20 protein-coding genes are annotated in these 20753 nt (G+C 51.3%); 18 read left to right on the plus strand and 2 right to left on the minus strand.

Going from position 1 to position 20753, the window contains the following annotated elements:
* Positions 1-78: 78 nt before the first annotated feature.
* The 5 genes from LI015_RS22045 to LI015_RS22065 all read left to right on the plus strand — a co-directional run bounded on the left by LI015_RS22045 (position 79) and on the right by LI015_RS22065 (position 4780).
* On the plus strand, positions 79-1209 hold the full coding sequence (locus LI015_RS22045; protein ID WP_002568943.1) for a TRAP transporter substrate-binding protein: 1131 nt from the start codon (positions 79-81) through the stop codon (positions 1207-1209).
* Positions 1210-1281: 72 nt separating this feature from the next.
* The gene (locus LI015_RS22050) at positions 1282-1806 is read left to right on the plus strand and encodes a TRAP transporter small permease (protein WP_002568942.1); all 525 of its coding nucleotides are present in this window, start codon (positions 1282-1284) and stop codon (positions 1804-1806) included.
* Positions 1806-3101, plus strand: coding sequence for a TRAP transporter large permease (locus tag LI015_RS22055; protein WP_002568941.1), 1296 nt, complete (start codon positions 1806-1808; stop codon positions 3099-3101). The genes LI015_RS22050 and LI015_RS22055 overlap by 1 nt, the downstream gene beginning before the upstream one ends.
* Positions 3102-3207: 106 nt before the next feature.
* The gene (locus LI015_RS22060) at positions 3208-3693 is read left to right on the plus strand and encodes a YcxB family protein (protein WP_002568940.1); all 486 of its coding nucleotides are present in this window, start codon (positions 3208-3210) and stop codon (positions 3691-3693) included.
* 67 nt (positions 3694-3760) lie between these two features.
* Positions 3761-4780 (plus strand): TRAP transporter substrate-binding protein, encoded by a 1020-nt coding sequence (locus tag LI015_RS22065; RefSeq protein ID WP_002568939.1) that lies wholly within the window; start codon positions 3761-3763, stop codon positions 4778-4780.
* A gap of 124 nt (positions 4781-4904) precedes the next feature.
* On the opposite strand, the gene LI015_RS22070 is transcribed toward LI015_RS22065, so the two are convergent.
* Positions 4905-6062: a hypothetical protein gene (locus LI015_RS22070; protein ID WP_227126387.1), complete on the minus strand. Its 1158-nt coding sequence runs from the start codon at positions 6060-6062 to the stop codon at positions 4905-4907.
* Between the two features lie 210 nt (positions 6063-6272).
* On the opposite strand from LI015_RS22070, the gene LI015_RS22075 reads away from it, so the two are divergent.
* The 13 genes from LI015_RS22075 to LI015_RS22135 all read left to right on the plus strand — a co-directional run bounded on the left by LI015_RS22075 (position 6273) and on the right by LI015_RS22135 (position 19969).
* On the plus strand, positions 6273-6851 hold the full coding sequence (locus LI015_RS22075; RefSeq protein ID WP_227126388.1) for an HD domain-containing protein: 579 nt from the start codon (positions 6273-6275) through the stop codon (positions 6849-6851).
* Entirely contained in the window at positions 6848-8311 is a 1464-nt protein-coding gene (locus tag LI015_RS22080; protein ID WP_227126389.1) for a polysaccharide deacetylase family protein, read from the plus strand. Before LI015_RS22075 ends, LI015_RS22080 begins: the two co-directional genes overlap by 4 nt.
* Before the next feature lie 394 nt (positions 8312-8705).
* Complete coding sequence (locus LI015_RS22085; protein ID WP_227126390.1) at positions 8706-9734, plus strand: hypothetical protein; 1029 nt, start codon at positions 8706-8708, stop codon at positions 9732-9734.
* 74 nt (positions 9735-9808) lie between these two features.
* The gene (locus LI015_RS22090) at positions 9809-10642 is read left to right on the plus strand and encodes a purine-nucleoside phosphorylase (RefSeq protein WP_002568933.1); all 834 of its coding nucleotides are present in this window, start codon (positions 9809-9811) and stop codon (positions 10640-10642) included.
* Between the two features lie 143 nt (positions 10643-10785).
* A complete protein-coding gene (locus tag LI015_RS22095) occupies positions 10786-11619 on the plus strand; it encodes a hypothetical protein (protein ID WP_002572932.1) in 834 nt (277 codons plus the stop codon).
* A 216-nt stretch (positions 11620-11835) separates the two neighbouring features.
* Positions 11836-14427 carry an ATP-dependent chaperone ClpB gene (gene clpB, locus LI015_RS22100; protein ID WP_117626951.1) on the plus strand — a complete coding sequence of 864 codons (2592 nt, stop codon included), beginning with the start codon at positions 11836-11838 and terminating at the stop codon, positions 14425-14427.
* Between the two features lie 311 nt (positions 14428-14738).
* The gene (locus tag LI015_RS28875) at positions 14739-14918 is read left to right on the plus strand and encodes a DUF4250 domain-containing protein (RefSeq protein ID WP_002586814.1); all 180 of its coding nucleotides are present in this window, start codon (positions 14739-14741) and stop codon (positions 14916-14918) included.
* 102 nt (positions 14919-15020) lie between these two features.
* Positions 15021-16211, plus strand: a complete 1191-nt coding sequence (locus LI015_RS22110) for a type II secretion system F family protein (protein ID WP_002568930.1) — start codon at positions 15021-15023, stop codon at positions 16209-16211.
* Positions 16212-16221: 10 nt separating this feature from the next.
* The gene (locus LI015_RS22115) at positions 16222-17679 is read left to right on the plus strand and encodes a hypothetical protein (protein WP_227126391.1); all 1458 of its coding nucleotides are present in this window, start codon (positions 16222-16224) and stop codon (positions 17677-17679) included.
* Positions 17666-18316 (plus strand): hypothetical protein, encoded by a 651-nt coding sequence (locus LI015_RS22120; RefSeq protein ID WP_118019054.1) that lies wholly within the window; start codon positions 17666-17668, stop codon positions 18314-18316. The genes LI015_RS22115 and LI015_RS22120 overlap by 14 nt, the downstream gene beginning before the upstream one ends.
* Positions 18300-18566, plus strand: a complete 267-nt coding sequence (locus LI015_RS22125; RefSeq protein WP_227126392.1) for a type IV pilus modification PilV family protein — start codon at positions 18300-18302, stop codon at positions 18564-18566. Before LI015_RS22120 ends, LI015_RS22125 begins: the two co-directional genes overlap by 17 nt.
* 78 nt (positions 18567-18644) lie before the next feature.
* A complete protein-coding gene (locus tag LI015_RS22130; RefSeq protein WP_002568926.1) occupies positions 18645-19178 on the plus strand; it encodes a prepilin-type N-terminal cleavage/methylation domain-containing protein in 534 nt (177 codons plus the stop codon).
* Positions 19175-19969 (plus strand): hypothetical protein, encoded by a 795-nt coding sequence (locus LI015_RS22135; protein ID WP_038270208.1) that lies wholly within the window; start codon positions 19175-19177, stop codon positions 19967-19969. Before LI015_RS22130 ends, LI015_RS22135 begins: the two co-directional genes overlap by 4 nt.
* A 28-nt stretch (positions 19970-19997) precedes the next feature.
* On the opposite strand, the gene LI015_RS22140 is transcribed toward LI015_RS22135, so the two are convergent.
* Complete coding sequence (locus LI015_RS22140) at positions 19998-20753, minus strand: prepilin peptidase (RefSeq protein ID WP_227126393.1); 756 nt, start codon at positions 20751-20753, stop codon at positions 19998-20000.

The following is a 20753-nucleotide window of genomic DNA, read 5'->3' on the forward strand; positions in this document are numbered from 1 at the left end:
AAAAGGAATCTGAAAGCCTTATATTTACTGGCTTAGAGATTCCGAGAGATTATAAGTATTAAGAGGAGGACACGTTTCATGAAAAAAAGATGGATTAGTACCGCGTTGTGTGCAGCAATGGTAGCCGGCTCCCTGGCAGGCTGCGGCTTAAAGAGCCCTGATGCAACCACAGCGGCTCCCGCAGCAACTGAGGCACCTACAGAGGCCGCAAAGGCAGAGGGGGATGCTGCTGAGGAGTCAAAGACAGAAGCAGCTGATACCGAGGCAGCAGCTGATACCAGCGACATGCCTGAGGTTACTCTGGTTATGGCAGAGGTTAACCCGTTAGACACCATTGTGGGACAGACTGATACCAAATTTAAGGAGACTGTTGAGGAACTGTCCGGCGGCAAGATTAAGATTGACCTGCAGGCCAGCGGTGTACTTGGTTCAGAGAACGACGTTCTGGATACCATGCTTGGCGGCGGCGGCACCATTGATATTTCCCGTATTTCCGCATTTGCCCTGACAAGCTACGGCGCTGAGAAGTCCGTGCTTTTGTCCATTCCTTATACATTTGCAAACCGTGACCACTTCTGGAAGTTTGCTGACAGCGAACTGGCTCCTGAATTCCTCATGGAACCTCATGACAACGGACTTGGCGTAAGAGGCCTGTACTACGGCGAGGAAGGCTTCCGTCACTTCTTCACAGTTAAGGAAGTTAAGGGCTTAGACGACTTAAAGGGCATGAAGCTGCGTGTGTCCAATGACCCGATTATGAATGGTATGGTGGAAGGCCTCGGCGCAAGCCCAACGGTTGTTTCCTTTAACGAACTGTACTCCGCACTTCAGACCGGTGTTGTGGACGGTGCTGAGCAGCCAATCGCAAACTACAAGTCCAACGCATTCCAGGAAGTTGCTCCAAACCTGATTCTGGACGGCCATACACTGGGCGCAATCCAGGTTATCATCACAGATGAAGCATGGGATAAGCTGACAGAAGAGCAGCAGAACATCCTGATGGAAGCCGGCAAGGTTGCATCCCAGTTCAACAGAACCATTTCTGAGGAAGCTGAGAACAAGGTGCTTGAGGAATTAAAGGCCGATGGCATCAACGTGGTTGAGGTTCCTGATATCAAGCCATGGCAGGATGCTTGTAAAGGCATCATCGAGTCTTCTACAAAGGACCAGGCTGAACTGTATCAGCAGATTCTTGACATGAACAAATAATAAACGGCAATCAGACAGGCACAGGGCAAATGAATAAACTCTGTGCCTGTAGTTTTTGAAAGGGGAATCAATATGCCTGCAATATTTCAAAAGATTGATAAAATCAGGCCTGCATATGATATGACATACAGGGTTGTACTGTTCCTTTGCAAGCTGCTTCTGGTAGTGGATATCCTTATCACCACCATGGCTGTGGCAGGAAGGTACATTTCGTTCATTCCCGATCCTGCGTGGAGTGAAGAGGTTGTTCTGACCTGCATGTCCTATATGGCAGTGCTTTCGGCAGCTCTTGCCATCAGAAGAGGCGCCCATATCCGCATGACCGCATTTGACCGGTATCTGCCCGCTAAGGTGGTAAAGAGCCTTGATATCATCGCTGACCTGGCAGTACTTGCGCTGGCGGTAATCATGATTACAGTGGGCTGGAAGTATGCAACAGGAATCGGCTCCAAAGGTACCTATGTGAGCATGCCCAAGGTTTCCAGGTTCTGGATGTATTTCCCGGTGCCTCTGGCCGGCGTGGCCATGCTGGTTTTTGAAGTAGAGGCCTTATACAATCATGTTAAGAGTTTCTTTGTAAAGGAGGGGATGGAGTAATGGATGCAAATAGCATGGCAATTCTGGTTTTGCTGGGCAGCTTCTTCCTGATGGTATTCTTACGGTTCCCCATCGCTTATGCGGTGGCGCTTTCATCTGTGTTCTGCCTTTTGTTCCAGGGACATAACCTGACTACCATCTGCCAGCAGATGGTAAAGGGAATCAGCTCCTTCAGCCTGATGGCTGTTCCCTTCTTTATCACCATGGGATGCCTGATGGGTTCCGGCGGTATTTCCGAAAAGCTGATTGCACTGGCCAATGCATGTGTGGGATGGATGCGGGGCGGCATGGCAATGGTTAATATTGTCGCTTCTTATTTCTTTGGCGGTATCTCAGGTTCTGCTTCTGCAGATACGGCTTCTCTTGGTTCCATCCTGATTCCCATGATGGTGGACCAGGGATACGATGACGATTTCTCAACAGCAGTAACCATCACTTCATCCTGTGAGGGACTGCTGGTGCCTCCCAGCCACAATATGGTTATCTATGCCACCACGGCAGGCGGTATCTCCGTGGGAAGCCTTTTCCTGGCAGGATATATACCGGGAGCACTGCTGGCCGTAACGCTGATGATAGGATCCTATATCATTTCCGTTAAGCGTAATTACCCTAAGGGCGAGAAGTTCAGCATCATCAACCTGATTAAGCAGCTGAGTGTTTCCTTCTGGGCTCTGGCAGCTGTGCTGATAGTTGTATTCGGCGTGGTGGGCGGTGTGTTTACGGCCACAGAGTCCGCAGCAGTTGCTGTTATCTACAGCCTGATTGTCAGCGTGTTTATCTACAGGGGACTGGACTGGAAGGGCGTATGGAGAGTCCTGGGAGACAGCGTGGACACCCTGTCCATTGTAATGATTCTCATTGCCACATCCAATATTTTCGGATTCTGCCTGACCCAGCTGCATGTGCCTATCCTGGCCGCCAGCGCAATCACCGGCATGACCAATAACCCCATTATTCTGGCCCTGCTGCTGAACCTGATTCTTCTGGTGCTCGGATGTATCATGGATATGGCGCCAATCATCCTGATTGCAACCCCTATCCTGCTGCCTATCGCCACATCCATTGGTCTGGACCCGATTCAGTTTGGTATCATGGTAGTGCTTAACTGCGGTATCGGACTTCTGACACCTCCTGTTGGCGCTGTTCTGTTCATTGGCTCTGCGGTTTCCAAGGTGCCCATGGAGCGGGTGGTTAAGGCTACGCTTCCATTCTATGTGTGTATGATTATCACCCTGCTGCTGATTACCTTTATTCCGGCTGTCAGCATGTGGCTTCCATCTGTACTGGCCCACTAATAAATGAATACCGGAAAGCAGTTTATCATGTTATAATGAAAGTTCAGAGTGGCGGCCATGTCGCCACTCTGTTAAGATTCAGGACATCCGTACAAGGAGCATATGAATGAGATACAAATACACATACAGGACAACAGCGCGGGATTTATGGCAGCTTTCCATGTATTATATATACGGTTCGCTGGCAGGACTTTGTAATATCATATTTACAGTGGCGGCATTTGCCTTGGGCTTCTCCAGGTGGGACCAGGCCCAGGGGATCGTGAGGTGTCTCATTGTGCTGGGGTGCTGCCTTTTTACAGTTATCCAGCCGCTTATGATTTATGCCAAGGCAAAGAAGCAGGCGGCGGGGATTACCCAGGACACCCAGGTTTCTATTGACGACAACGGGCTTTACATCCGGGTGGGCGATGACACGTCGCAGCTGCCGTGGAAGTCGGTAAAAAGGATATCCAGGAAACCTGCCATGATTATTATATTCAGCGATACCACCCATGGATTTATATTTACAAACCGTGTGCTTGGAAATGAGAAAGAAGAATTTTACCGTTATGCCTCCTCTAAGGTGGAAGGCAGGAATGTGCATAATTAAAGGACAGGCCCTCCTTGACCGGGTCTGGTAACTGGGGTATGATATATGCGAAGGGAGGGACGGCTGCTTGAGAAAAAATGTGATTTACCTCATGGGCTGCGCCGCTGTAATGATTCTGGCCGCGTCCTGTGCAGGCAGAAGCAAGGACAGCACGGCGCAGAAGACAGTTCCGGAGTTCGTCCTGACATATGCTGAGAATCAGGCGGAGGATTATCCCACCACCCAGGGAGCTTATAAATTTGCAGAGCTGGTACATGAACAGACCGGGGGCAGGGTGGAGATACAGGTCAATGCGGGCGGTGTTCTCGGAGACGAGAAAACAGTGATTGAACAGCTTCAGTTTGGCGGGGTGGATTTTGCCAGGGTATCCCTGTCGCCCCTGGCTGAGTTTGTGCCCAAGCTGAATGTACTTCAGATGCCCTATCTGTATACAGGAAGAGAGCACATGTGGAAGGTGTTAGAGGGGCCCATTGGCACGGATTTCATGAATTCCTTCGGCGGTTCCAGCCTGGTGCCGCTGTCCTGGTATGATGCAGGCGCCCGTAATTTCTACAGTACGGCCGGGCCCATTGAGTCCCTGGACGACATGAAGGGGCTTAAAATCAGGGTCCAGGAATCTGAACTGATGATGGATACGATTCAGGCTCTGGGTGCCACGCCGGTGCCCATGGCTTTTGGGGATGTATATTCAGGCCTGCAGACAGGGGAGATAGACGGGGCCGAGAACAACTGGCCTTCCTATGAGTCCACCAGGCATTATGAGGTGGCCAAATATTTCACCCTGGATGAACACACCAGGGTTCCGGAACTCCAGCTGGCAGCCCAGTCCACCTGGGATAAGCTGCCGGAGGAATACAGGAACATTATACGGGATTGTGCACAGAAATCGGCCCTGTATGAGCGTGAACTGTGGGATGAGCGTGAGAAGACCTCAGAGGACAGGGTCAGGAGAGCCGGATGCGTGGTGACGGAGCTGGATGCCAGGGAGAAAGAACGGTTCCAGGAAGCCGCGGCCCCTATGTACGAAAAATACTGTTCTGAATATGTGGATATTATTGACGATATCATGGACGCGGGCAGACAGTGACAGGCTTCAGATTGGACAGGATAGAAATGAATTAGAATATAGAGCAAAAAACAGACCATGGTCCGTGCAGTGGATCCATGGTCTTATTTTGATTGATTTTTTTACAGATAGACTCAGATAAGTGTCAGCCCAGGGGTACGATGGTGACATTATCCCCCGAACCGTTATCAGGAGACGGTGCCTGTGATGCCTGAGTAGGTGATGGTGCCTGCGGCGCCTGAGTGGGAGACGGTGCCTGTGACGACTGAGTAGGCGATGGTGTCTGGGGGTCGGCGGGAGACAGGGCAGCTGTTGTGGCTGCGGTGGATTCTGCGGCTTTAGTGGATTCTGCGGCCTTAGTGGTCTCCTTGGCTTTGGTGGTCTCCTTGGCCTTGGTAGTCTCCTTGGCTTTGGTGGTTTCCTTGGCCTTGGTAGTCTCCTTGGCTTTGGTGGTCTCCTTGGCCTTGGTGGTTTCTTTGGCCTTGGTGCTTTCCTTGGCCTTGCTGGTTTCCTTATCCGTGCCCGAACCTTTGGAGCTGCTGCCGTTAGTGCCGTTGGTGCCGTCTGAAGGGAATTCCTTGTCACGGCCGCTGAGGTCTATGCCGTCTTTTACGCTGAAATAGGAGCTTTTTATGGTATTGCCCGCGTAATCCGCCACAAATACTACAAGGGTCTGAGTATCCATGGGGAAGGTGATCTCTCCGGATTCTTTATTAATATGGCTGGGTTTGACAGTCTTTTCCTCTTCATCCGTGGCATAGACAGCATCAAAGTTAATACCGGACTGGCTGTCCTCCGCTGTAATGGTTAGAATGCCGTTTTCCATCACATAATCTTCCTGTATGGTAGGCGCCATATCGTCCAGGGCTTGAATGGTGTCAGACAGTCTGGTAGACATTCCGTTCCATCCCTTCACATATATCTGCAGGGTTCCGTTGCTGGTCAGGGTGGCAGTGTAGACTCCCTTTTCCTTTTCCATTTCAAGGGGCTGGGATTCCATGGTGACGCTGGTTTCGCGTATGGGGAGAAGGGAACGTATGCGGATGGATATATCCACGCTGCGGTAATCCCTGGTGTCAGATACATCATACTCTATCTTTGGTTTGGATGTGGCCACAATGAATATGACCAGATTGATTAGGATAAAGGGGAGTATGTAGAATACCAGGGTATGCAGTTTTCTGTTATCGTTCCATGAACGTTTATTATAGGTGTTGCGTTTGGTGCTTCTGCCGCGGTTGCCGCCGTAAGAACCGGAAGCACGTTCGCTGCGGGGAGCCGAATATGACGAATGACGATCCATGAATTATCCTCCTTAAGTATTGCGGAAAAAATACTTCTATAGCATATCAGAAATTCTCTTTTCTTACAAGTTTAACTTGGAAAATGGCAAAGATTCCACAATACCCTTCAAAATGCCGCCTGAATATGTTATGATAGGTATGATTCCTGACATCAAAGGGAGAGGTACATAAGGAATATAAATAGTGCTATCACAGAAGGAGTAAGACCTATGATTGGAGAAGCGGCTGCGTTTGCAGATAAAGCCCACAAGGGAGCTTTCAGAAAGGGCACGAAGATTCCGTACATCACGCATCCCATGGAGACGGCAGTGATTGTGTCCGCCTTTACGGATGATGAGGAAATTATTGCGGCAGCGCTGCTTCATGATGTTATGGAAGATGCAGGAGTTACCAGGGAAGAACTGGAGGACAAGTTTGGTTCCAGAGTAGCGGATCTGGTAGTGGATGAGAGCGAGGATAAAAGCCGCAGCTGGCAGGAGCGAAAGACCCGTACGGTCAGACATCTCTGCACGGCTTCCAGGGACATTAAGATATTGGCTCTGGGGGACAAGCTCAGCAACATGCGCTGTACAGCCAGGGATTATCTGGTGGTGGGCGATGCCATATGGCAGCGGTTTAATGAAAAGGATAAGCAGAAGCATGCCCGGTACTATTGGGGGATAGCCCATGCTCTGAAGGAGTTGGAGGACCACCTGTATTTCAAGGAATATGTGATGTTATGCAGGACCGTGTTCGGTGAGGATGTTATTTCCTCAAATAAAGACATGATGCGAGGAGAATGTGAATGATCAGATGTGGGAAAAAGTCGAAGATTCTGGCTGCTGTCTTGGCAGCCGGAATTATTTTAAGTATGCAGGGAATGACGGCATTTGCCGGCAGTACGGGGGTAGGTGCGGCTAAGCCGGCCCAGACAGGTCCGGGTGTGGCAGCACAGAATGACAGCCAGCCGGGTCAGGCTGGGGGGCAGACAGTACAGCCGGAGGGCCAGAACGGCCAGACAGGCCAGGCGGAAGGCCAGGCAGTACAGCCGGTGGGCCAGACAGGCCAGACGGAGGGACAGGCAGGCCAGACGGAGGGACAGGCAGGCCAGACGGAGGGACAGGCAGGCCAGGCTGAGGGCCAGACAGCTCAGCCGGTGGGCCAGGAACAGAGCGCACAGCCGGTTACGGGCCAGGAACCTCTCCAGGTGAATTACAGTGCTTTTATATTGCAGCAGGGATGGAGCGCGGTCACGGCTGATAACAATTTGTGTTCAGCCCCGGTCAACTCATGGGTCACTGCCGTAAAGGCTAATCTGATTCATATTCCGGACGGTACACAGGTGGGCATTCGCTACCAGGTGAATCTGAGCGGTACGGGTTGGCTCTCCTGGGCGGAGGACGGAGCTGAGACAGGAGGAGCAGAAGGCGTCATGCCTCTGGAATCCATACGCATGGAACTGACTGGCAGCGGCGCAGCCGCATATGATTTATACTATAAAGTACTTCAGAACGGCGCCTGGACAGACTGGGCGGCCAATGGCGCGTCTGCCGGACAGGAGGGGGCAGGTCTCAGGGTGGACGGCATACGGGCTTCCATCACGGCTAAGGGTGCAGGGATTCCTGCGGAACCGGTGGTTTCCCATGGAATTGACCCATCCAGGCCCATGATTGCCCTTACATTTGATGACGGACCCAAGACATCCGTGACCAGCCGGATACTGGACAGTCTGCAGGCCAATGGAGGAAGGGCAACATTCTTCATGCTGGGTTCCAATGTGAACGCCAATGCAGGCGTAATCAAGCGCATGGTGGACCAGGGATGCGAGGTTGCCAACCACACCCATGACCACAAATACCTGACTAAAATCGGTGCAGAGGGAATTGTAAGCCAGGTGGGATCTACCAACCAGAAGATCCAGGCTGTCTGCGGCGTATCACCGGTCCTTATGCGCCCGCCGGGCGGATATATTGATGGGGCATCCCTTAACGTGCTGGGCTCTATGGGTATGCCCGCCATCATGTGGTCCATTGATACCAGGGACTGGCAGCATAGGAATGCGCAGAGGACCATTGACACCGTGCTGAGCCAGGTAAAGGATGGGGATATCATACTGATGCATGATATCTACAGTACAACAGCAGATGCGGCGGTGGTGCTGATTCCGGAACTGACAGCGCGGGGATATCAGCTGGTGACAGTAAGCGAGCTGGCGGCCTACAGGGGAGGAATTGCTCCCGGACACAAGTACAGCCAGTTCAGACCGTGATTCTTCAGCTGACAGTGCAGAGGCAGGTAAATTAGAGACGGTATTCCTTCTAGCGGAGAGGGGATACCGTCTTTTTGTCCGCCCTGCTGTCCATGGGGGCCGGGGATTGATTGAGCGTCCCGGCATATCAGGCCCGGCATATAAGTCCCTCCATATGAGGTGAATAATATCGGAATTACCCTTGATTCTTGTTCTCAGGTTATGTATAATAAGACCACAGATTGTTTTCTTCAGACATCTGGCTGTGCGTCTGCACAGAGGCGAGGTTTTCTTCTGAAACCCGTGTTTCCCATTTTAGCAGGCAGTTTTCATCTGTGCACATTGACATATTCATATGATTTGTATACTGTTCTCCGGCAGTTTGTAAAATGGCAGATAGCCGGGAGGAATGCTTATGGCATATAGAGAGAAAGGAATACCGCCGGAAAGACGGTTGAATATAAGAGGTAAAATGGGCAGGGTTGTGCTTGCTGTGACTGCCGTGGCGGCAGCTGTATTCTGGCTGTCAGGCAGCGGGGCGGCCATGGCGGCGCAGGAACCGCAGGAGGAAGGTTATGGCGCAGAGCTTCGGATCACCCGGGATGTGGAGACGGCAGAGGACGGTGGAATCCGGGAGCCGGCTGACCGGTATTGGGACGGTGATGGAAAGGAGTACCGGCTGGATTCCTGGGAGATAGTGACAATTCCAGGACAGGATGTCAGCCGGCGTCTGGAGCGGAAGATGGTGTATACTGGTGTGGAAGGGGCTGAAGAGATTCCAGGGTCCATTTCTTTGAAGGAGGATGTATCGGGAAGCCAGGCAGAGGGAACCCTGTTCCTGAGGAAAAGCCGGATTGTAAGAGAGGAGTGGCAGGATGGATTTACGGTGCCTGTCACCTTTCACGCCTACGGTGCGGATGAATACCATGGAGGTTCCCTGGTTATACCGGGGGACGCGGTTTTAGAGACCTGCGTGTCCATGGGGGGACAGCTGCTGGAGTTTATGGGCCTGTCTCCCCTGGAGTACCGCATACTCTCCGCAGACTGGTATGGGGAGTCATACGAGGATGAGGAGGGGAGAATGTGCCGCCAGGCCATGGTCTGGGGACAAAAGCTCCTTAGGGACTATGAGGCTGAATATGAAGGGGAAGTCAGCTGGATTAAACCGGAAACCCAAGAGCTGGAGATGGTTTACAGGCAGATTTCCGCGGTTTCTCCTGCAGCTTTGGAGACAGCTCAGGGGGCAGAACATGTACCTGCGCCGGAGATTCAGGGTGAAGGCCCGGAAGGAAGTCTCTGGTACTGGGTACGCAGCGGTTTTGTCATAACGGTGGGGGCTGGACTCATAGGCATAGGCGTGGGACTGCTGGCTCTTTTGGCAGTGTGGTACAGGCAGAACCGGCGGGAGCACCGAAGAAGATGCCTGCCTCGCATAAAAGGTTGAGCCCTGCGGCTCAGGTATGATATACTTCACATAACAAGGGAGGGATAAACTCCCGTTAGAAAAGGAGAACAGATATGACAAATCCTGTGTATGACAAGCTGAGAAACTGCTATGACAGCATAAAAGATAAGATTCCCTTTGAACCTAAGGTGGCACTGGTGCTGGGGTCCGGTCTTGGTGACTATGCGGAGCAGCTGGAAATCCAGGGGACCATTGATTACCACGATATAGAGGGATTTCCGGTATCTACGGTACCCGGACATAAGGGCAGGTTTGTGTTCGCCCGTATAAATGAGGTTCCGGCCGTGCTGATGCAGGGACGGGTCCATTATTATGAGGGCTATCCCATGTCAGATGTGGTCCTGCCTGTCCGTCTTATGAAGCTTATGGGAGCGGAAATCCTCTTTCTGACCAATGCGGCCGGCGGAGTCAACTATGATTATGGGGCAGGGGACTTTATGCTCATAAAGGACCAGATATCCTGCTTTGTCCCCTCCCCGCTGGTGGGGCCGAACCTGGAGGAGCTGGGACCAAGGTTCCCGGATATGAGCCATATATATGATGAGGACCTGAGGGATATTATCCGCTCCACTGCTCTTGAGCTTGGAATCAGGATACAGGAGGGGGTCTATGTGCAGCTTACAGGACCTGCCTACGAAAGCCCGCATGAGGTGAAAATGTGCAGGATACTGGGCGGGGATGCAGTTGGCATGAGTACGGCCTGCGAGGCAGTGGCGGCCAATCACATGGGGATGAAGATATGCGGTATATCCTGTATATCCAATCTGGCCTGTGGTATGACAGACGTTCCTCTGTCCCACAAGGAGGTCCAGGAGGCGTCGGATAAAATGGCCCCTCTCTTCAAAAAACTGGTATCAGAGTCCATCAGAAAACTGGGGAGTATTTAAACTTTTATGAAAAATTAAAGAAAAAGACATAGTAAAATAGTGTTTTTCGTAGTAATATGTAACGTGGACAAAGGCAGGGGGAATATGCTGCCCGTCCTGGCATAGTATATGACATATCATGATTTAGAAAAGAGGAGATTATTATGAAGAGACACTATTTGGCAGTTGCAGTCCTGGCACTTGCATTGGGGATGACAGCTTGTTCTTCCGGCAATAAAGAAACTACAGCGGCCCCAACTACTACAGCATCCCAGACTGAGACAGAGAAAGCGACAGAAGCAGAAGACGATATGGAACTGGAATACTTCTATGGTTTTGTGGGAGAGGTAGCTGATAAGGTGGTTACCGTTAAGGACGACGAAGGCAAAGAAGTGAAGTTTGATGTATCTGAGGCTAAGATTGAAGGCGCAGATGCCATTGGAGAAGGTGATGAGGTAGAGGTTGCCTACGCAGGTGAGCTTTCCGCAGACACCACCAAGGCAAAATCAGTGGATATCGTTACATCTGCAGCAGCAGAGGCAGCGGAAGAGGCAGCCGCTGAGGAGGATGACATTGTCACAGGAACCGTAGAGAAAGCAGACGACAATACCCTGACCCTGACCACGGACGAGGGTACATATACCTTTAACACCAAGATTGCGCAGAAGGTATCCAAGGACGGCATCAAGTCCGGAGTACAGGCAGATGTGACCTACTACGGGGACCTGGAAGACGAGACCGACAAACCGGTGGCCACCAAAATTGTGACCGAGGATGCCATGGACTCAGAAGACGCTAAGATCAATACTCTTTCCGGCAAGGTGGCAGAAGTTGGGGCGGATTATGTGGTCATCGACACAGCGGACCCGGAGAATACCCTGTTTACCTTCCTGGGAAAAGAAGGCATGTTTGACAAACTGAAGGTAGGGGATACCGCAACTGTTATCTACGAGGGAACCCTTACAAACAAGACAATTACAGCTACCGGCGTGAAGTAGAGAAGATGCAGCTGGCCGCGGCACAGACAGATAAGGACTGTGCCGCGGCATTTTTTATTTAAAATAATTAGCACTCGACCCTTGACAGTGCTAACAACATGTGTTATAGTACGACTAGAACAAAGATGACAAAGCACAATTCCGTAGGCCGCTGCTTCCGGAGGATACACACAGGCATTCTGGTCAGAGGCGGCAGAGAAGAAAGGGGAATGGGCAATGAATATTAATAAATTTACTCAGAAGTCAATGGAAGCAGTTCAGAACTGTGAGAAGCTGGCATATGAATACGGAAACCAGCAGATTGATGAGCAGCACCTTCTGTACAGCCTGCTGACCCTGGAGGACAGCCTGATTCTTAAGCTGATTACCAAGATGGGAATACAGGGAGATATGTTTTCCAATGAGGCAAAGCAGGCAGTGGAGCATCTGCCCAAGGTAAGCGGCAGCGGCCAGCTTTACATCAGCAGTGATTTGAATAAGGTGCTCATAAGCGGAGAGGACGAGGCAAAGGCCATGGGTGATGAATATGTATCCGTGGAGCACTTGTTCCTGTCTCTTTTAAAGCATCCCAATAAGGAAATCAAGGCGTTATTCAAGTTATATAATATAACCCGTGAGACATTTCTTCAGGCACTGTCCACAGTAAGGGGCAACCAGAGGGTGGTCAGCGATAATCCTGAGGCCACCTATGATACATTAGCCAAATACGGATATGACCTGGTGGAGCGGGCCAGGGACCAGAAGCTGGACCCGGTTATCGGCCGTGACAGCGAGATTCGTAATGTTATCCGTATCCTCTCCCGTAAGACGAAGAACAACCCGGTGCTTATCGGTGAGCCCGGCGTGGGCAAGACAGCCGTGGTGGAAGGTCTGGCCCAGAGAATCGTGCGGGGGGATGTCCCGGACGGACTGAAGGATAAGAAGCTCTTTGCCCTGGACATGGGAGCCCTGGTGGCGGGAGCCAAGTACAGGGGTGAATTTGAGGAACGGCTGAAGGCTGTGCTGGAAGAGGTAAAAAAGAGCGACGGGCAGATTATTTTGTTCATTGATGAGCTGCATACCATTGTGGGGGCAGGTAAGACAGAGGGGTCAATGGACGCGGGCAATATGCTAAAGCCCATGCTGGCCAGGGGAGAGCTTCACTGTATCGGCGCCACCACACTCAATGAGTACCGCCAGTATATAGAGAAGGACGCTGCGCTGGAACGAAGATTCCAGCCGGTGATGGTGGATGAACCCACGGTGGAGGATACTATCTCCATACTGAGGGGACTTAAGGAGCGCTATGAAGTATTCCATGGAGTGAAGATAACAGACTCTGCTCTGGTGAGTGCAGCCACCCTGTCCGACCGGTATATTACCGACCGTTTCCTGCCTGATAAGGCCATTGACCTGGTGGATGAAGCCTGCGCCATGATTAAGACTGAGATGGATACCATGCCTGCGGAGCTGGATGAGATGTCCAGGAAAATCATGCAGATGGAGATAGAGGAAGCAGCCCTTAAGAAGGAAACAGACCGTCTGAGCCAGGACCGCCTGGCGGATCTCCAGAAAGAGCTGGCTGAGCTTCACGATGAGTTCGCGTCTAAAAAAGCCCAGTGGGAGAATGAAAAGGCCAGTGTGGACCGTCTTTCGTCCCTCAGGGAAGAGATAGAGAGTGTAAACAGGGAGATTCAGGACGCACAGCAGAAGTATGACCTGAATAAAGCGGCGGAGCTGCAGTATGGCAGACTGCCGGAGCTTCAGAAGGAGCTGCAGGCGGAAGAGGAACGCATCCGCAATGAGGACTTAAGCCTTGTGAGGGAGAGCGTTTCAGAGGATGAGATTGCAAGAATCGTATCCAAATGGACCGGAATACCGGTTGCCAAGCTGACAGAAAGTGAGAGAAGCAAGACCCTGCATCTGGATGAGGTTCTTCACAAACGTGTGGTGGGCCAGGATGAAGGCGTGCAGCTGGTAACCCAGTCCATCATCCGTTCCAAGGCAGGCATCAAGGACCCCACCAAGCCAATCGGATCCTTCCTGTTCCTGGGGCCTACCGGTGTAGGTAAGACGGAGCTGGCCAAAGCCCTTGCCGAGGCGTTGTTTGACGACGAGTCCAACATAATTCGGATTGATATGAGCGAGTACATGGAGAAGCATTCCGTGTCGCGTCTTATCGGAGCGCCTCCAGGATACGTTGGATACGACGAGGGAGGACAGCTGACAGAGGCCGTGCGCCGCAAACCATACAGCGTGGTGCTGTTTGACGAAGTGGAGAAGGCCCATCCGGACGTGTTTAACGTACTTTTGCAGGTCCTGGATGATGGACGTATCACGGATTCCCAGGGCAGGACCGTGGACTTTAAGAATACCATCATTATCCTCACCTCCAACATCGGTTCCCAGTATCTGCTGGAAGGAATTGATGAGAACGGAAACATCAGGCCCCAGGTGGAAAATATGGTTATAGATGAGCTTCGCGCCCATTTCAGACCGGAGTTCTTAAACCGTCTGGATGAAACCATACTCTTTAAGCCCTTAACCAGAATGGATATCGCAAGAATTGTGGATCTCTGTGTGGCAGACCTGAATAAACGTCTGGCCGACAGGGAACTGACCATAGAGCTGACAATGGGAGCCAAGGAATTCGTAACGGATAAGGGATATGATCCGGCCTATGGTGCCCGTCCCCTGAAACGTTATCTCCAGAAGAATGTGGAGACCCTGGCAGCGAGAATTATACTGGGTGACGGAGTCAGGGAAGGAAGCACCATTGTCATAGATGTGGACGAGGACAAAACACGGCTGATTGCATATGTGGAATGATGTTAGATAAATATATATGAAGATACAGGTGAGGGAGCGAATCTGCGCAAACAGGTTCTCTCCCTTGCTTTTTTCCATAAATTAGGAGGTATTTTTCAGAAAATTTCTAATGAAGAAATATAATTACATCAACTTCTGGGAATGACGAAAAAAGTAGGGAAAATACCCTAATTTCATGTTGAAAACGTTACTTGCAGGTGATATAATCGTTTCTGCTGAAAGCCGGTGTACCTATAGCCGGAATAGAACTAGATATAGGGTATTTGATGTGGATTTAATCAATATGAGGTAATAGAAAGCAGGTAAAAATTGTGAGTACCATTCCGAAAGACCCAGTTATTTTGCTGAGTTATGTAAACACGCAGCTCCGTGACAATTATAGTTCTTTGGACGAGATGTGCCAGGCATTGGATGCGGATAAGTCCAGAATTATATCTGTACTGTCTGGTATTGGCTACCAATATGAGCCGACTCAGAATAGTTTCCGTTAATAAAATCATATATAAGTGTTTTGCGGCCGGCTTTGTCTGACTTATATCAGATAAAGCCGGTTTTGTACATATGAATGCCATATGGAAAGGGGGAGGGGAACCATGCCGCGTTACAGATACAGGGCGAAAAGTGAAGATGGAAGAGTTCACTGTGGAACCGAGAAGGCAGACAGCGGCCGGGCTCTTTTCGTCATACTTAAATCCAGGGGACTCTATTGTTATGAATACAGCTCGCTGGAGCGGACACCCTCAGCGCGTCCGGCAAAGCTGAATCAGAGACAGCTTCCTCTGCTGTGCAGGCAGTTAGCAGCCATGCTGACAGCCGGAGTGCCGCTGTCCAGAGCTCTGGAGGTGAGCGCGGGGTCTGCCAGGGATAAGACCCTTAAGGTGACGCTTGCCGGACTCAGGGAGAGCATACACAAGGGACGTACCTTGTCAGAAGCCATGGAGGAGATGAAGGGAGTATTTCCTAATCTGCTGGTTTATATGACGCGCACGGGCGAGTCCAGCGGAAGGCTGGATGAACTGCTCCATAAGATGGCGGGGTACTACGGCCGGGAGGAAGAATTAAATGGCAAGGTGCGGGCGGCCATGACGTATCCGGTCATATTGTTTTCTATTACCGTGTTAGCCGCCGTATTTATGCTGACCACGGTTCTTCCGCAGTTTGCCTCCATGCTGCAGGAGCAGGAGCTGCCCTGGATTACCCGGATGATGATGAGGCTCAGTTTCAGCCTCCGCAGCCGCGGGGTTCTCTACATTATGCTTATTCTGGTATTGATGGCCCTGTTCAAGGGGATTCTAACATGTCCTTTTGTCCGGCTGCAGGCAGACCGGGCTGTGCTGTATACTCCAATAATAGGAAAACTTTTAAGCACCGTATATACATCCCGCTTTGCATCTGCCTTTGCCGTGCTTTACGGAAGCGGAATTGGAATTCTGGATGCCATGCACACCGTAGGGCGGGTCATGGGAAACTCATATGTGGAGAAGGGACTGGTCCAGGTTGCGGAGAGCTTAAAAGGAGGCGTGATGCTGTCCCAGGCGTTGGATGAGCTGAATCTGTTCCAGCCGGTGCTCATCTCTATGGTGGCAGCAGGAGAGGAATCAGGCGCATTGGATATGGTGCTGGAGGATGCGGGAAGTTTTTATGAAAAGGAGGCAGCCAGGGCAGTCAACCAGATGATTGCCCTTCTGGAGCCAGCCATGATTCTCATACTTGCCCTGGTGGTAGGCAGTGTGGTCATGGCCATCATGATGCCTGTATTTAACATGTACTCGTCAATGCTGTAAGAGGTAGAAAATGGAATATTACATATGTTTGGAAGAGGACAGGATATGTTATGTCCGCGGCAGGTTTAAACGGTGTGCGGGTTCCGGGCTTCGCCGCTGCCTGGAAATAGTGGAGTGGGAATTCGTGGAGCCGGTGCCTGATGTGGCATCGGCCCTGACGCGTCTTGCTGAAAAATACGGCATGGAGGGGAAACGTGTCAATCTGATAGCTGGACGGGATGTCAGGATGATGAGCTTTGCCATTCCAAAGGCAGGAAAGAACGCCATGAAAAGAATGGCAGTCAATGAGATGTCCCTGCTGGACCCGGATTTTGGAAACCATGCAGCAGCCCTGGATCTGAGGGCGAAAACCGGCAGGACAATGGCGGATGTTACTGCCTACTATATGGAACAGCGCAGTCTGGATGCGTATAAGAAGGCCGTGGAGGACGGGAAGATGATATGCGGCCGTGTCCTGGTCCTGCCTGACTGTATGGCCATTATGGCCAGGGAGCTATGGAGGGAAGAGCGGGTTCTTCTGCTGGATGTGAACCAGGCCAGCATGGGCTTTTATGTGTTGTCAGGCGGACATTGTCTGGCATGCCGTATGACAGGCCTGAAGGCCGGCTGTTTTCTGCGGGAGGGAGCAGTGGACATGCTCTGTGAAGAGATGGCGGAGCAGGTGGAGGAGCTGATACAGGACTGTACTGCGGCGTCAGATGTTCCTGTCCCGGATTGTATGGTACTCATGACATCCTGTATTCCTGACGCACAGGCAGCGGCTGAATATATGTCCGGACGGTTTAAGATACCTTGCAGTGTCAGAATGCCGGAACCAGTGGACGCTGTATGTCTGGCAGTTTGTGTGGCTGGTTCCCTGGAGGGAAAGAGAAAGGCTCTGGAACTGGAGGAACGGGGATATGAGGATGGAAAGAACTCTATTCTGGGCCGCGGGCCGTTTATGACCAGAGGCTGGGCTTTATTCCTGCTTGCCAATGGATTGGCGGCGGCGGGACTGTCCTTTCACGCGGCCTATGTGGACCATGCGGCAGGGAAAGCGCTGGCCAGGACAGAGTATGCCATGGAAGGAACAGAGTATAAGACCCGTGTCCGTAAATCCATGGAGATGGAAGAAAGAATAGGTGAAATGTCGGCTGACAGGGAGAAAACACGGACAGAGAAGGCGCTGTTGGCCGGAAAGAATCTGCTGGGCATGAATGAATTCAGGGCATTTACAGAGGCCATGAATCCGGAGATGAGAATTGAATCCATTTCCTTTGACGGCGAGGGGCCTTACCTTCAGATGGTGGTGTCCATGGATCGTTCTGAGGATGTACCGGCCTACGTGGAGAGGGTGGAACATTCCGGGATTTTCAGGCAGGTAGGACACAGCCTGTGGGAAAAGAGCGCAGAGGACAGGGAGACAGAGCGGATATACGCAACTGTTTACGGAACTCTGGGAATGGGAGGACAGGATGAAGCTCAGTAGCAGGGAGCGGTTTCTCATAGGTGTATTGTTCACCATCATTATCTGGGCTGTGGCGCTGGAAGTATTTATCTGGCCGTGCCGCGCCGGATACCGGAAGTCCATGGAGCTGATGGAAAGCGGGAATCAGGAAAGGGAGGAAATGGAATTTTATCTGAGCCATTATGAGGAACTGGAACAGAAGTTAAAGGAATGGGAGCGTTTAAGGAATACAGAGGATTTCTTCTACCGGGATATTGATGATATTTTTATGGACAGGAGCCTGCAGGACATGGCAGCCAGGGCAGGGGTAAGCATACGCCGCATGAGTATAGGCGGAGCTGCTGCGGCAGAAATTTCCTATGACACGCAAACCTATGACGCGCAAAGCGATGACCCGGAGGAAAGCGGGAAGCCGGCCGTGGAAAGCGGGCCAGCTGGCAGGACGGTAAAGGAATCAGTCATTACCATGGAAATAGAATGTCCGGACCCAAAGGGTGTGATGACGTTTGCAGATGAAATATACAGGGAACAGAAAAGTGTTTTGGTAAGCTTTATGGATGTGGAAGCTGTGTATGAGAGCGGAGAGGATGGACAGGAAACGTATCAGGGAATGAAGGGAATCGTGGAGGTCAGGTATTATTATGAAGAAATCGGTTAACAGGTCATCCAGAGGAGGGTTTACTCTGATTGAGATTGTGGTATCAACTGCCCTCCTGGCAGTTGTCTGTACAGGGTTTCTGATGATGACGGCTGCCAATGCAGGCCAGCTGTCCGGGGAGCAGAGATTGGAACAGTCTAATTATAACCTCAGCGCCTTGGCCGGCGAAGGGGAGGGAGAGCCTACGGGAGAAACCATTGCAGTGGAGTTTGGCCTGGAAGAAGAGAACGGAGTCCGGGAAAATATTTGAACAGTATGAAATCACTGAATCGGAGGAGGATACAGGCAACCATATGACATTTTACAGGCACAGATAAAGGCGGGGAATATGGCGAAAGAAAGCAGGACAGGGAAGAACAACGGAGGATTTACATTGATTGAGACAGTGGCTGCGCTGGCCATTGCCGCAGTCCTGGCTGTATTTATTTCCGGTTTCATCCATCCGCAGATGAAGCTGTATTATGAGCTGGACCGGCTTTCCCAGGCAAAGGCCATGTGCAGCGAGGCGTATCGCGGTCTGGAGGAAAAGCTGAGGTACGGCTATGTATTTTTCTGCGATTACCAAGATACAGGTGTGATATCGTACTATGTAAGGGACAGAGAGAAGATTCCGGATATTAAGGAGGGCAGGTCATATTATGAAGAACTGCCGCCGGTGGAGGACTGGCCGAGTATCTCCGCCGAGGAATTAGAAGTGGCGGAACTGGGCGGTATGGAATTAGAGCTGGATTTTAGCGGAACAAAGAATACGCGGGCCAAAGTGAGCATAAAGGTGAAGAAGGACGGGGATGTTATATATGAGCAGAAGACGGCCATCGGTTCCATGTATGGTTATACCATGGATTGGGAAGGCGGGACATGATGGGCAGGAGAAGAACAGTAAGAAAAAATAATGGGCATACCCGTGGAAGCAGCCTGATGTATGTGGTACTGCTCATGACGCTTTTAGCTGTGCTGTCCAGCGGATATATGGCTATTTCCCGGTACAATATGAAAGCTGCCCTGAAAAACAGGCGCTATATGGAGGCCCAGCTCTCCGCCAAGACCATCCACCGCTCCTTCTGCGAGGCAGTAAGCAGTGGGGAGTCCCCGGCCATGAATCTGATCTGGCAGAATTTCCAGGAAGACTGCGACAGGGTCAGGGAAGAATTTGATGCAATGATGGACGAAGAAGAGGCTGAGGAAGGGGAAGATGGGGAACTTAAGGCAGAATCCTTTTCTTCGGAGGAGGACACGGATACAACGGATGCAGAGGAAGAACTTCGCTGGGAACGGTATCTGTACCATGCATTGGGGAACAAGAAATATGTGGTCCGCGGAAAGGGATGTTCAGAGGATTCCGGCGGCACAGATGATGGTGCGGCGGATGCCCCTGCGGCAGACGGTTTTACTACAGACAGTAACATAACAGACAGCACAACAACAATTGACATTACATTGACAGCGCATCCCCTTAAATCCCTGGCCACGGTCCGCACCAGGGTAGAGAGCAGCGGGTACAGCTTTTCCATGATGGCGGACATTGTATTTGATGACCGGGACGGATCCGTGATGGTCATTGGCAAACCGTACCGCTCCAGCAGAGGGGATGACCCGGAAGTAAAAGTTTATCTGAATGGAAACGGTGTATACCGCTATTATGAAGGCAGCTGACCATGAGAAATGAAACGGGTGTGGTCCATTACCGGAAAAAACCCAGATACCACAGGAACAGCTGTCTGAACCAAAGACCGCATACCATCAGGGACACTGCAAAAAACGGGGCCATAGGTATCTGCGTCTTTCGGCCAACCCTTCCCCGCACAAGAGGAACTGCATACCAAAGGCCTGCTGCGACATAGCCCATCAGAAGGGCCGTTATTGCAGGAGCTGCGCCAATCAGCAGACCGCTGGCAGCAAAGAGCTTTACGTCGCCCCAGCCAACGCCTCCCCGGCTAAGCAGATTTACAAGAGCCAGGAAACCGCCTGCCAGAAGGGAGCCGCCCAGCCGGTTAATAATGGCGGGTCCGGATCCGGCTGCCAGTGAGATACAGCACAGAATAAGAATCAGGATATGGATGCCGTCAGGTATGTACATGTGCCGTGCGTCTATAAATGCAGCTGTAATAAGAATACTGGAAAACATACACATAAGGGCTGACTCCATACCTGGCCCTTTTGCCAGGAGACACAGGAGAAAGGCAGATGTAGTGAGAAGCTCCACAGCCGGATACTGAATGGAAACAGGGGCCCTGCAATACCGGCACCGGCCCTTTAGAAATAACCAGGACAGAACAGGAACCATATCGTAAAAGGCCAGTACATGGCCGCATGCCGGACAGTGGGAACGCCCGGTTACAAAATTCTGGTTTGCAGGTATGCGCAGGATACAGACATTCAGAAAGCTGCCTGTCACTGCGCCTAACAGTCCGTATAATACAAAATAGATAAAAACCAT

Source organism: Enterocloster sp. 210928-DFI.2.20, assembly GCF_020554465.1.
GTDB classification, from domain to species: domain Bacteria; phylum Bacillota; class Clostridia; order Lachnospirales; family Lachnospiraceae; genus Enterocloster; species Enterocloster bolteae.